The organism is Streptomyces yamdrokensis (assembly GCF_053890455.1).
In genome coordinates, this window is sequence record NZ_CM132679.1 from 1,287,543 (window position 1) to 1,300,343 (window position 12,801).

The following is a 12,801-nucleotide window of genomic DNA, read 5'->3' on the forward strand; positions in this document are numbered from 1 at the left end:
GTCGTGCGCTGTGGCCGGGCAGACCCTACGTCCGGTTGCGGGCCGAGGTCACCCTGTACACGTCGTAGACGCCCTCCACGCCCCGCACCGCCTTCAGGACGTGCCCGAGGTGCTTCGGGTCGCCCATCTCGAAGGTGAAGCGGGAGGTGGCGACGCGGTCGCGGGAGGTCTGGACGGCCGCGGAGAGGATGTTGACGTGCTGGTCGGACAGCACGCGGGTGACGTCCGAGAGCAGCCGGGAGCGGTCCAGGGCCTCGACCTGGATGGCGACGAGGAACACCGAGGACTGGGAGGGCGCCCACTCGACTTCGAGGATGCGCTCGGGCTCACGGGAGAGTGAGTCGATGTTCACGCAGTCGCTGCGGTGGACGGAGACGCCGCTGCCACGGGTGACGAAGCCGATGATCGGGTCGCCGGGGACCGGTGTGCAGCAGCGGGCCAGCTTGACCCAGACGTCGTCGACGCCCTTGACGACGACCCCGGGATCGGCGTTGGAGCGGCGCTTGCGTCCCCGGCCGCGGGCCGACGGCACCGACTCGTCGATCTCCTCGGTGGCCGCCTCCTCGCCGCCGAGGGCCTGCACCAGCTTCTGGACGATGTTCTGCGCGGCGACGTGGCCCTCGCCGATCGCCGCGTACAGCGCGGAGATGTCCGAGTAGCGCATCTCGTGCGCGAGGGTGACCAGCGAGTCGCCGGTGAGGATGCGCTGGATCGGCAGGTTCTGCTTGCGCATCGCGCGGACGATGGCGTCCTTGCCCTGCTCGATCGCCTCGTCGCGGCGCTCCTTGGAGAACCAGGCGCGGATCTTGTTGCGGGCACGCGGCGACTTGACGAAGCCGAGCCAGTCCCGGGAGGGGCCCGCGCCGGCCGCCTTGGAGGTGAAGACCTCCACCAGGTCGCCGTTGTCCAGGGTCGACTCGAGCGGTACGAGCCGGCCGTTGACCCGGGCTCCTATGGTGCGGTGGCCGACCTCGGTGTGGACCGCGTACGCGAAGTCCACCGGGGTGGCGCCCGCGGGGAGCGCGATGACGTCGCCCTTGGGAGTGAAGACGAAGACCTCGTTGCGGGACAGGTCGAAGCGCAGGGACTCCAGGAACTCGCCGGGGTCCTCGGTCTCCTTCTGCCAGTCGAGCAGCTGCCTCAGCCACGCCATGTCGTTGACGGCGGCGGATTCCTTGTCGGCCTTGCCGGACCGGCCCGGGGCTACGTCGGTGCGCACCTTCGAGGCGCCGGCGACGGCCTCCTGCTTGTACTTCCAGTGCGCGGCGATGCCGTACTCGGCGCGGCGGTGCATGTCGAACGTGCGGATCTGCAGCTCGACCGGCTTGCCGCCGGGGCCGATGACCGTCGTGTGCAGCGACTGGTACATGTTGAACTTGGGCATCGCGATGTAGTCCTTGAACCGGCCGGGGACCGGATTCCATCGCGCGTGGACCGTGCCGAGGGCCGCGTAGCAGTCGCGGACGGTGTCCACGAGGACGCGGATGCCCACCAGGTCGTAGATCTCCGCGAAGTCCCTGCCACGGACGATCATCTTCTGGTAGACGCTGTAGTAGTGCTTGGGGCGGCCGGTGACGGTCGCCTTGATGCGGGCCGCGCGCAGGTCCTGCTGGACCTCGTCGGTGACGATCGTCAGGTACTCGTCGCGCTTGGGGGCGCGCTCGGCGACCAGGCGGACGATCTCGTCGTACATCTTGGGGTAGAGGATCGCGAAGGCGAGGTCCTCCAGCTCCCACTTGATGGTGTTCATGCCCAGCCGGTGGGCGAGCGGCGCGTAGATCTCCAGGGTCTCGCGCGCCTTCTTCTCCTGCTTCTCGCGCTTGAGGTAGCGCATGGTGCGCATGTTGTGCAGACGGTCGGCGAGCTTGATGACCAGGACACGGGGGTCCTTGGCCATGGCGACGACCATCTTGCGCACGGTCTCGGCCTGCGCGGCCTCGCCGAACTTGACCTTGTCCAGCTTGGTGACGCCGTCGACCAGCAGGGCGACGGTGTCACCGAAGTCGCGGCGGAGCTGCTCCAGCCCGTACTCGGTGTCCTCCACCGTGTCGTGCAGCAGACCCGCCATCAGGGTGGCCGGATCCATGCCCAGCTCGGCGAGGATGGTGGTGACGGCGAGCGGGTGCGTGATGTACGGGTCGCCGCTCTTGCGCTTCTGGCCGCGGTGCCAGCGCTCGGCGACCTGGTAGGCGCTCTCGATCTGGCGGAGCGTGGCGTTCTCGATCTTGGGGTCGTTGCCGCGCACTATCCGCAGCAGCGGCTCCAGCACCGGGTTGTACGGGTTGGCGCGCTGGACACCGAGCCGGGCGAGCCGGGCACGGACGCGGTTGGAGGAGCCGGAACGGGCCGGCTGCCCGCTGTTGGGGCGGACCGCGGGTGCGGGGCGGTCGGGCGACGGGGGTCCCCCCGCGCGGGCGGGGTCGGGAGCGGGGGACGGTTTGGGGCGTGGCTGCTCGGGCTTCTCGACGGCGGCGGCCTGGGCATGCCGGACCGGCCCGCGCGGATCGTTCTTCGCGTGGGGCGTGCTCGGCACGGGCTTGGCCGCGGCAGCCGAGCCGGACTCGGGCTTGTCTGCGGTCAGGTGCTGGGCCTCGTCTGCCAAGAGGACTCCTCGTACGCGATCCGGGTCCCCAGGTCAGGTTCCGGAGACCCCATGGTAGCCATCCCAGGCCGGCGGATCTTCCTCGGACCGGTGCGCGGACCGTTTCCCCTTGAAACGCACGGGGCGGGCACCGGATTCCTCCGGTGCCCGCCCGAGCGGTGTCCGTCGCGCCCGTCCACGGCCGTGCGGCGCTGGGGAACGGCCGTTCCGCGTCGCTCGTCAGATCGTGAGCAGTGCCTCCAGCGGCGCGCCGGCCAGGGCCGGTTCCACGCGCGCCCGGCCACCGAGGAAGCCGAGCTCCATCAGCACGGCGAGGCCCACCACCTCGGCGCCCGCCCTGCGGATGAGCTGGACCGACGCCTCGGCGGTGCCGCCGGTGGCGAGCACGTCGTCGATCACCAGGACGCGGTCGGTGGCGGCGAGGTCCTCGGCGTGCACCTCGATCTCTGCGGAGCCGTACTCCAGGTCGTACGCCTGACTGAGCGTGGCTCCGGGGAGCTTGCCCGCCTTGCGCACGGGGATGAAGCCGAGGCCCGCGCGGACGGCGACCGGGGCACCGAGGATGAACCCGCGGGCCTCCAGGCCGACGACCTTGGTGGCGCCGGTGCGTCCGGCGATCTCCGCGAGGGCGTCACTGAGGGCGCCGAACGCCACCGGGTCGGCCAGGAGCGGGGTGATGTCCTTGAACATCACGCCCGGCTCCGGGTGGTCCGCCACGTCCCGGATGCGGCTCAGCAGCAGTGCGGAGACATCGGTGAGTTCGGTCATCGGCGCTTTCCCGAGGGTCGGCCGCGGCCGCGGGACGCGGACTGGCTGCGGGGACCGACGACGGCGGCAGCGGCGTCGTCCGGCCCGTCGTCGTGGTCGTCGTCGGACATCCGGACCTCCCTCGGCTCGTCGTCCGTGCCGGTGCCCTGGGCGCGCTTGGCCAGGACGCGCTTCTTCAGGGACTTCATCGACGGCTCGATTTCCTTGAGGTCGGCGACGAGCGGGGTGGCGATGAAGATCGACGAGTACGCACCGGCGGCGAGGCCGACGAACAGGGACAGCGAGATGTCGTTCAGCATTCCGGCGCCGAGGACACCGCCACCGATGAACAGCAGGCCCGCCACCGGCAGCAGCGCGACCACCGTGGTGTTGACGGAACGGACCAGGGTGCCGTTGATGGATCGGTTGGCGATCTCGCTGTAGGTCCAGCGGGACTGCTTGGTGATGTCCTTGGTCTGTTCCTTGAGGCTGTCGAACACCACGACCGTGTCGTAGAGCGAATAGCCGAGGATGGTCAGCAGACCGATCACCGTGCCCGGTGTGACCTCGAAGCCCACGAGGGCGTAGACGCCGACGGTGATGGTGATGTCGTGGATCAGCGCGATGAACGCGGCGAGGGCCATGCGCCACTCGAAGGCGATCGCCAGATAGATCACGACCAGGACCAGGAAGATGCCCAGACCCTGCCACGCCTTGTTGGCGATCTGTTCGCCCCAGCTGGGTCCGACCAGGTCGGCGTTGATCTGCTCCGCCTCGACGCCCAGGTCCTCGGAGAGCGCCGTCTTGATCCTGTCCGAGGTGCTGGTGTCGATGGCCGCGATCTGGATCCGCAGGCTGCCGTCACCGAGTTTCTGGACGATGGCATCGTGCCCGGAGGCCTCTTCCGCGTACTCCTCGGCCTGGGAGACCGAGGCGCTCATGTTCTTCGGGGTGGTGAAGACCGCCCCGCCCTGGAACTCGATGCCCATGTGCAGGCCGCGCACCGCCAGGCCGACGATGGCCACGACGGTGATCAGGATGGAGACGCCGTACCAGATCTTGCGGTTCTTGATGAAGTCGTAGCCGACCTCACCGTGGTGCAGCCGGGCGCCGAGCTGACCGAGCTTCGACATCTCTCACGCCTCCTTCGTCTGGGCGGGGGCGGAGTGGCGGCGGGTGCGGCGGATCGGGGGCTTCGCCCCGAGGGCCTTCGGATCCAGGCCGGACCACTTGTGGCCGCTCGCGAAGAACTTCCGGCGGGCCATCAGCGTCAGCAGCGGCTTGGTGAACAGGAAGACCACCACGACGTCGAGCAGCGTGGTCAGGCCGAGCGTGAACGCGAAGCCCTGGACCTTGCCGACGGAGACCACGAAGAGCACCGCGGCGGCGAGGAAGGACACGAAGTCGGACACCAGGATGGTGCGCCGGGCACGCGGCCAGGCACGCTCCACGGCGGTGCGCAGAACGCGGCCCTCGCGGATCTCGTCCCGCACCCGTTCGAAGTACACGATGAACGAGTCCGCCGTGATGCCGATCGCGACGATGGCGCCGCAGACGGCCGGCAGGTTCAGCGCGAAGCCGATGGTCGGGCCGAGCAACGCCATGATCACGTAGGTGAGGGAGGCGGACACCAGCAGCGAGATGATGGCGATGAACGACAGGCCGCGGTAGTAGAGCAGCAGGTACAGAACGACCAGGGCGACGCCGATCGCGCCGGCGATCAGGCCGGCCTCGAGCTGCTCGCCGCCGAGCGCGGCGGTGACGGTGGTGACGCTGTCCTCGCGGAACGTCAGCGGCAGGGCGCCGTAGGACAGCATGTTGGCGAGTTCCTCGGACGACTTCTGGGTGAAGTTGCCGGAGATCTCCGCGTTGCCGCCGGTGAGGGCCTGGCTGACGTACGGGTCGGAGACGACCTCGTTGTCCAGGACGATGGCGAACTGGTTCTGCGGGGACGGGTTCTGGGCGAGCTGGCCGGTGATGCCGGCGAACTTCTTGCTGCCCTCGTCCGTGAAGTCCATGGTGACGGTCCAGCCGGCACCGGTCTGCGTGTTGAGGATCGCCTGGGCGTCGTCCACGTCCGTGCCGTCGACGGCGGCTGGGCCGAGGATGTACTTCTGCCACTGGCCCTGGGAGTTCTGGCCGCAGGCCACGGTCGAGTCGGTGGCCTTGGCTCCGTCACCGGCGGTGGCGCGGACGCTCGCCTTGGTGCAGTCGAGCGCGGCGTACTGGGCCTGGAGCTCGTTGTCGGCCTCGGCGCCGTCCGTCGCGGGGGCGGAGGGGCTGGCCTCGGCGGAACCGCCGGCGGTCGCGGACGGGGTGGGGTCGGCCTTCAGGGCCTCGGTGACCGCACGGCCCTGGGTGGTGGCGCTCGCCGACGGGCTGGTGGAGGCGGACGGGGCCCCCTCGTCGGTGGTCTTGTCCGTGGCCTCCTCGCTCGCGCCGTCGGTGGCCTTGTCGCCCTCGGTGTCCTCGGCGGAGGTGTCACCGGTGCCGCTCGGCGTGGGAGCGGCACCGCCTGCGGCGAGCTCGGTGGAGACGACCGGACGGAAGTAGAGCTTGGCGGTGGTGCCGACCTGTTCCCGGGCCTGTTCGGAGTTGGTGCCCTTGGGAATGTTGACGATGATGTTACGGTCACCCTGCGTCTGGACCTCGGCTTCGGAGACACCGAGGCCGTTGACACGACGCTCCATGATGGAGACCGCGGTCGCCATGTTGGTCGGGTTGACCGCGGATTCCTGACCGGCCTCGGGGACGGCCGCCAGCGTGATGCTGGTGCCGCCGGCGAGGTCGATACCCAGACGCGGAGTGGTGTGGCCGGAGGCGAACATCCCTCCGGTGAGCGCCACGATGGCGATCAGGATCAGGGCCAGCGAGCGCCACGGTTTGCTTGTGGCGCTCGCGTTGTGTCCCTTTTTGAGTGCTGCCACCTTCTCGTACTCCCTCTCGGGCCGCCTCGTGCCCGGTCGACGGGCCGACGGCCATGACATGGTCTCGGGGTGCCGCGCGAGCTGGGCATGTCCCGGGGTGCGCGGGCCGTACGGCCCGCGCACCCCGGGACACGACTACTTCGCCTCGGAACCGCCGTCGGACTTCTTCGCCTGCTCGTCCGTCTTCGCCTTGTCCGCGGCGTCGGTGCCGGCATCGGCGGGCTCTGCGCCGGCGGTGTCGGCGGACGCTTCGGCCGTGCCGGCGGTGTCCTTCTTGCCGAAATCGACCGGCGCGTCGTCGGAGGCGGCGGAGGAGTCGTCGGTCTCGGTGAGGGAGGAGGCGTCGTCGGGGACGACATCGGCGTCGGACTTCAGGTCGTGCTCGATGCCGTGAACGATGCGGTTGTACTCGTCGTCGGTCAGGACGGCGCCGATGGAGTTCTTCGCGAACAGCAGTTCCACGCCGGGGCCGGCGTCGAGGAGAACCGTGTCGTCACCGACCTCCTTCACCGTGGCGTACATACCCCCGATCGTGCGGACACCGGAACCCGGCTGCATCTGGTTCCGCATATCGATGGCCTGCTGCTGCTTCTTCTTGGCCGACCGGGTCATCAGGAACATGGCCCCGATGAGCACAATGAACGGGAGGAGGGTCAGGAGACTCACGGGTCGGACTTCCTTCACACGACCGCGATGGTGAACGGCCTGATGGTTGGGGGTATGTGATGCCGCCGACAAGGGTGGCATCGGCGGAGTCTAGGCGAGTTCGCGCGCAGGGAACAACGCTCAGCACGGCACCGGGGTTCCTGGCGTGGCCGGCGCCGTCGGCCTCACGCCCCGAACAGGTCCCGTTGTCCTTTTCCGGCAGCCCGGGAGCCGGGCGGGACAAGGCCGAGATGCGCCCAGGCAGCCGGCGTGGCGACCCGGCCGCGCGGGGTACGGGCGAGCAGCCCCTCCCGTACGAGGAAGGGTTCGGCGACCTCTTCCACGGTCTCCCGCTCCTCCCCCACCGCGACGGCGAGCGTGGACAGGCCGACGGGGCCGCCGCCGAACAGCTTGAGCAGGGCCTCCAGCACCGCCCGGTCGAGCCGGTCGAGGCCGCGGGCGTCGACCTCGTAGACCGCGAGGGCCGCCTCGGCGATCTCCCTGGTGATCCACCCGTCGGCCTTGACCTGCGCGTAGTCGCGCACGCGGCGCAGCAGACGGTTGGCGATGCGGGGCGTGCCGCGCGAACGGCCGGCGATCTCGGCGGCGCCGTCGGCCTCTATCCCCACGTCCAGGAGGCTCGCCGAGCGGTGGACGACCCGCTCCAGCTCGGGGGGCTCGTAGAACTCCATGTGCGCGGTGAAGCCGAAGCGGTCGCGCAACGGGGGCGGCAGCAGGCCCGCCCGGGTGGTGGCGCCGACCAGGGTGAAGGGCGGCAGTTCGAGGGGGATGGCGGTGGCACCGGGGCCCTTGCCGACGATGACGTCGACGCGGAAGTCCTCCATCGCCATGTAGAGCATCTCCTCGGCGGGCCGGGACATGCGGTGGATCTCGTCGAGGAAGAGGACCTCGCCCTCCTGGAGGGAGGAGAGGATCGCGGCGAGATCGCCGGCGTGCTGGATGGCCGGTCCCGAGGTGATGCGGATGGGGGCTTCCATCTCGGCCGCGATGATCATGGAGAGGGTGGTCTTGCCGAGGCCGGGGGCGCCGGAGAGCAGCACGTGGTCGGCGGTGGCGCCGCGCGCGCGTGCGGCGCGCAGCACGAGGTCGAGCTGCTCGCGGACCTTCTCCTGGCCGATGAACTCGTCCAGGTCCTTGGGGCGCAGGGCGGCCTCGACTGCCTGGTCCTCCCCCTCGGCGACAGATCCCACCAGCCGCTCGGCGGCCGTGGGGTCGGTCGTGTCGTCCCAGTTCACTGAAGTCTCCTAGCCGGGCGGGGCGGCGGGCGGTACGGGGGATGCGGGGCTAGCGGGCGCGGTTCAGGGTCTGCAGGGCCGCCCTCAGCAGGGCGCCCACCTGGGGTGTGCCCTCGGCCGCCTCGGCCTGGGGGGTGACGGCGGCGACGGCCTCCTCGGCCTCTCGCGTCGCGTAACCGAGGCCGATCAGGGCGGCGTGCAGCTGGTCGCGCCAGCCCGCGGTGACGGGGCTCGCCGCGGCCACCGCGCCCACCGGTGCGCCGAGGCGGTCCTTCAGCTCCAGGAGCAGCTTCTGGGCGCCCTTCTTGCCGATGCCGGGGACGGCGGTGAGCGCCTTCTCGTCGGCGGTCGCGACGGCCCGGCGCAGTGTGTCCGGGGTGTGCACGGCCAGCATGGCCTGGGCGAGACGGGGGCCGACACCGCTGGCGGTCTGCAACAGGACGAAGGTCTGCCGCTCGTCGTCGTCCGCGAAGCCGTAGAGGGTGAGCGAGTCCTCGCGCACGACGAGGGAGGTGGCGAGCCGGGCGGCCTGGCCGACGCGCAGCGTGGACAGCGTGTTCGGCGTGCACTGGACGGCCATGCCGACGCCGCCGACCTCGACGACCGCGACGTCGGGTGCGAGGGCGGCGACGGTGCCGCTGACGAAGGCGATCATGCGGTGCGCCCCTTCGATGGGTCGGGCGATGGGCTGGACGACGGATTCGGCGCCGTGGGTGTTCTCGGGCCGGACGCCCTCGAGACGGGAGTGCGCGCGGTGGGAGTGCGCGCGGTGGTGCGTGAGGCGTGCAGGGCGGCGGCCTGCTGGAGCCGGTTCTGCGCGGGGGCCCGCCAGATGTGGCAGATGGCGAGGGCGAGGGCGTCGGCCGCGTCGGCGGGCTTCGGAGGCGCGTCGAGCCGCAGCAGACGGGTGACCATCGCACCGACCTGGTCCTTGTCCGCACGCCCGGAACCGGTCACGGCCGCCTTGACCTCGCTGGGGGTGTGCAGGGCGACCGGGATTCCGCGGCGGGAGGCGCACAGCAGGGCGACGGCACTCGCCTGGGCGGTGCCCATCACCGTACGGACGTTGTGCTGGCTGAAGACGCGCTCGACGGCGACGAACTCCGGCCGGTATTCGTCCAGCCACCGTTCGAGGCCCTGCTCGACGGCGACGAGACGGCGCCCGAGGTCGGCGTCGGCGGACGTGCGCACGACACCCACGCCGAGCATGGCCAGCGGTCGCCCTGCGACCCCTTCGACCACCCCGACACCGCACCTCGTCAGTCCCGGGTCCACCCCCAGCACGCGCACGCTGCACCCCTCTTCGCGGCTGACCTGCCGCCGCTCTCGCGGACCTGGTTGATCGCCGTCGGGATTCCCCAATCGATGGTTGCGGTCCGGCGGACGGTGATCCTTGACGTGTGCCAGGCTAACGGCTGCCACTGACAGGAGCGGCGGGCCGGTGAGGAGGTGTCCCCATCGGCCCGCCGGCATCGTCGTGCACGCGGCGGCGCTATGCCTCGACCTTCTCCATGATCTCGTCGCTCACGTCGAAGTTGGCGAAGACGTTCTGCACGTCGTCGCTGTCCTCCAGTACGTCGATGAGCTTGAAGATCTTCTTGGCACCCTCCTCGTCCAGCTCGACCTGCATGGTCGGGACGAAGTTGGCCTCGGCGGAGTCGTAGTCGATCCCGGCGTCCTGCAGAGCGGTGCGGACCTCGACCAGGTCGGTGGCCTCGCTGAGCACCTCGAAGGACTCACCGAGGTCGTTGACCTCCTCGGCGCCCGCGTCCAGGACGGCGGCGAGGACGTCGTCCTCGGTCAGCTCTCCCTTGGGAACGATGACGACGCCCTTGCGGTTGAACAGATACGACACCGAGCCCGGGTCGGCCATCGAGCCGCCGTTGCGGGTCATCGCGACGCGCACATCGGAGGCCGCGCGGTTGCGGTTGTCGGTGAGGCACTCGATGAGCACCGCGACGCCGTTCGGACCGTAGCCCTCGTACATGATCGTCTCGTAGTCGGCGCCACCGGCCTCGAGACCGCCGCCGCGCTTGATGGCGGAGTCGATGTTCTTGTTCGGCACCGACTGCTTCTTGGCCTTCTGGACGGCGTCGTAAAGAGTCGGGTTGCCCTCCAGATCGACACCGCCCATTCGCGCGGCGACCTCGATGTTCTTGATCAGCTTCGCGAAGAGTTTGCCGCGCTTGGCGTCGATCACGGCCTTCTTGTGCTTCGTCGTGGCCCATTTAGAGTGGCCGGACATCTGCCTGTCTCCTTCGCGTAACCCATCTCTGCAACGAACGCAGGAATCCTACAAGGGCCCGGTCCGACATTTCCCGTCGTCCGCCCCTCGGGCCGGCACAGGACGTCGGGGACCGAGCCCTACCGGGACCCGGCCGCCCCGTATCCGCGCGCCATGTCGACGAACAGGCCGTGCACCCGGTGATCGCCTGTCAGTTCCGGGTGGAACGACGTGGCCAGCGCGTTGCCCTGGCGGACGGCGACGATGTGGCCGTCGTGCTCGGCGATCACCTCCGCGCCGGCGCCGACGGACTCGACCCAGGGCGCACGGATGAAGACCCCGTGCACGGGGCCGCCCGCGATGCCCCGGACGTCGACCGCCGCCTCGAACGACTCGTTCTGCCGCCCGAACGCGTTGCGGCGCACGATCATGTCGACGCCGCCCACGGTCTCCTGACCGGAGCGCGGGTCGAGGATCTTGTCGGCGAGCAGGATCATCCCGGCGCACGTGCCGTAGACCGGCATGCCGCCGCGCACGCGTGCGCGCAGAGGCTCCATCAGGCCGAACAGGACGGCCAGCTTGGAGATGGTGGTGGACTCCCCGCCGGGAAGGACCAGGCCGTCGACCTCCGCGAGTTCCTCCGGGCGCCGCACCGGCCTGGCGACCGCGTCGGCCGCGGCCAGGGCGACGAGATGCTCCCGTACGTCGCCCTGGAGGGCCAGGACACCGATGACGATGTCACTCATGCCCGGGGCCTACCAGCCGCGGTTGGCGTAGCGCTCGGTCTCGGGGAGGGTGTCGCAGTTGATGCCGACCATGGCCTCGCCGAGGTTGCGGGACGCCTCCGCGATCACCTTGGGGTCGTCGAAGAAGGTGGTCGCCCTGACGATGGCGGCCGCCCGCTTGGCCGGGTCGCCCGACTTGAAGATGCCGGAGCCGACGAAGACGCCCTCGGCACCGAGCTGACGCATCAGAGCGGCGTCGGCGGGGGTGGCGACACCGCCGGCGGAGAACAGCACGACCGGCAGCTTGCCCAGTTCGGCGACCTCCCTGACCAGCTCGTAGGGGGCGCGCAGCTCCTTGGCGGCGGCGTACAGCTCGTGGTTGTCGAAGCCGCGCAGCCTGGCGATCTCGTTCTTGATCTGACGCAGGTGGCGGACCGCCTCGACGACGTTCCCGGTGCCGGCCTCGCCCTTGGAGCGGATCATCGCGGCGCCCTCGGCGATGCGGCGCAGGGCCTCGCCGAGGTTGGTGGCACCGCAGACGAAGGGGGTGGTGAACGACCACTTGTCGGAGTGGTTGACCTCGTCGGCGGGGGTGAGGACCTCCGACTCGTCGATGTAGTCGACGCCGAGCGACTGCAGCACCTGCGCCTCGACGAAGTGGCCGATGCGGGACTTGGCCATGACCGGGATGGAGACGGCCTCGATGATGCCCTCGATCATGTCCGGGTCGGACATACGGGCCACGCCGCCGTCCTTGCGGATGTCGGCGGGGACGCGCTCCAGGGCCATGACGGCGACGGCACCCGCGTCCTCGGCGATCCTGGCCTGCTCCGGCGTGACGACGTCCATGATCACACCGCCCTTGAGCTGCTCGGCCATGCCGCGCTTCACACGGGCGGTACCGGTCTCGGGACCCTGGTTTTCGGAGAGCGTGCTGGACACGAGTGACCTCACTGATGGCGAAGAGGGGGGTTTCTGCAGCACTGAGGAAACGTGAACGCACCAGTCCGCAGCAAGAGCCAATGCGGGGGCGGTGGATCGTTTTGGGCGGATCTCTTGGCCCGGCTCCGGCGCGGGCATCCGGCGCGGGCTCCCGGTGAGTGCCGTCGATCAGGCCGCACGTTCGATCAGGGCGGCCGGGGGTTCGTCGTCCATTTCGAACGCCAGCGGGAACGGCGCGTGGCCCGCCAGCCGGAACCAGCGCACCTTGCGGTGCCGGCGCAGGGCGCGCGCGGCCCGTACGGCGTCGTTGTGGAAGCGGCGGGCCATGGGCACCCTGCGGACCGCCTCGGCGAGTTCCAGGGCCGCGTCCTCTCCCCCGGGCGCTTCCCTGATCACGTCCACCTGCTGCGACTCGGCGAATACGGCTCGCAGCGCCTGGCTCAGTTCGCTCTCGGCGACCTCCCGCTGTTCCTCCACGGTCTGCCGCGCGGCGTGCGCGGCCTCGTAGAGCACGATCGAGGCGGCGGGGTCGAGCACCCCCGCCGTGGCCAGTTCCTGGGCCACGGAGGCACGGCGCAGCAATTGCGCGTCCAGCGCGGCACGGGCGGCGTCGATCCGGGCGTGCAGCCGGTCCAGCCGTCCCGCCGTCCAGCTCAGGTAGAGGCCGATCACGACCAGGGCGACAAGGATCCAGATCAGGGTTGCGGTCACGGGCGGCAAGGCTACCGGGGCG

General features: G+C 70.3%; 12 protein-coding genes. All 12 read right to left on the reverse strand.

The genetic code is table 11. The features are described 5' to 3' along the window. Positions 1-25: 25 nt before the first annotated feature. The 12 genes from ACWZEH_RS05025 to ACWZEH_RS05080 all read right to left on the reverse strand — a co-directional run bounded on the left by ACWZEH_RS05025 (position 26) and on the right by ACWZEH_RS05080 (position 12,779). On the reverse strand, positions 26-2,602 hold the full coding sequence (locus ACWZEH_RS05025) for a RelA/SpoT family protein (RefSeq protein WP_456195974.1): 2,577 nt from the start codon (positions 2,600-2,602) through the stop codon (positions 26-28). Positions 2,603-2,821: 219 nt separating this feature from the next. Next, positions 2,822-3,370, reverse strand: coding sequence for an adenine phosphoribosyltransferase (locus ACWZEH_RS05030; protein ID WP_456195976.1), 549 nt, complete (start codon positions 3,368-3,370; stop codon positions 2,822-2,824). Next, on the reverse strand, positions 3,367-4,482 hold the full coding sequence (secF, locus tag ACWZEH_RS05035; protein ID WP_456195978.1) for a protein translocase subunit SecF: 1,116 nt from the start codon (positions 4,480-4,482) through the stop codon (positions 3,367-3,369). Before secF ends, ACWZEH_RS05030 begins: the two co-directional genes overlap by 4 nt. Before the next feature lie 3 nt (positions 4,483-4,485). Continuing rightward, positions 4,486-6,276, reverse strand: a complete 1,791-nt coding sequence (gene secD / locus ACWZEH_RS05040; RefSeq protein WP_456195980.1) for a protein translocase subunit SecD — start codon at positions 6,274-6,276, stop codon at positions 4,486-4,488. Between the two features lie 135 nt (positions 6,277-6,411). Continuing rightward, positions 6,412-6,942, reverse strand: a complete 531-nt coding sequence (gene yajC, locus ACWZEH_RS05045) for a preprotein translocase subunit YajC (protein WP_456195982.1) — start codon at positions 6,940-6,942, stop codon at positions 6,412-6,414. A 164-nt stretch (positions 6,943-7,106) separates the two neighbouring features. Further along, a complete protein-coding gene (gene ruvB, locus ACWZEH_RS05050; protein WP_456195984.1) occupies positions 7,107-8,177 on the reverse strand; it encodes a Holliday junction branch migration DNA helicase RuvB in 1,071 nt (356 codons plus the stop codon). A 49-nt stretch (positions 8,178-8,226) separates the two neighbouring features. Continuing rightward, the gene (gene ruvA / locus ACWZEH_RS05055; protein ID WP_456195986.1) at positions 8,227-8,832 is read right to left on the reverse strand and encodes a Holliday junction branch migration protein RuvA; all 606 of its coding nucleotides are present in this window, start codon (positions 8,830-8,832) and stop codon (positions 8,227-8,229) included. After that, entirely contained in the window at positions 8,829-9,467 is a 639-nt protein-coding gene (gene ruvC / locus ACWZEH_RS05060; RefSeq protein ID WP_456195987.1) for a crossover junction endodeoxyribonuclease RuvC, read from the reverse strand. The genes ruvA and ruvC overlap by 4 nt, the downstream gene beginning before the upstream one ends. Before the next feature lie 202 nt (positions 9,468-9,669). Next, positions 9,670-10,422, reverse strand: coding sequence for a YebC/PmpR family DNA-binding transcriptional regulator (locus ACWZEH_RS05065; protein ID WP_456195989.1), 753 nt, complete (start codon positions 10,420-10,422; stop codon positions 9,670-9,672). Positions 10,423-10,541: 119 nt separating this feature from the next. Continuing rightward, positions 10,542-11,147, reverse strand: coding sequence for a pyridoxal 5'-phosphate synthase glutaminase subunit PdxT (gene pdxT, locus ACWZEH_RS05070; RefSeq protein WP_456195991.1), 606 nt, complete (start codon positions 11,145-11,147; stop codon positions 10,542-10,544). Positions 11,148-11,156: 9 nt separating this feature from the next. After that, complete coding sequence (pdxS, locus tag ACWZEH_RS05075) at positions 11,157-12,068, reverse strand: pyridoxal 5'-phosphate synthase lyase subunit PdxS (protein WP_456195993.1); 912 nt, start codon at positions 12,066-12,068, stop codon at positions 11,157-11,159. A gap of 168 nt (positions 12,069-12,236) precedes the next feature. Continuing rightward, the gene (locus ACWZEH_RS05080) at positions 12,237-12,779 is read right to left on the reverse strand and encodes a LemA family protein (protein WP_456195994.1); all 543 of its coding nucleotides are present in this window, start codon (positions 12,777-12,779) and stop codon (positions 12,237-12,239) included. Positions 12,780-12,801: the final 22 nt, after the last annotated feature.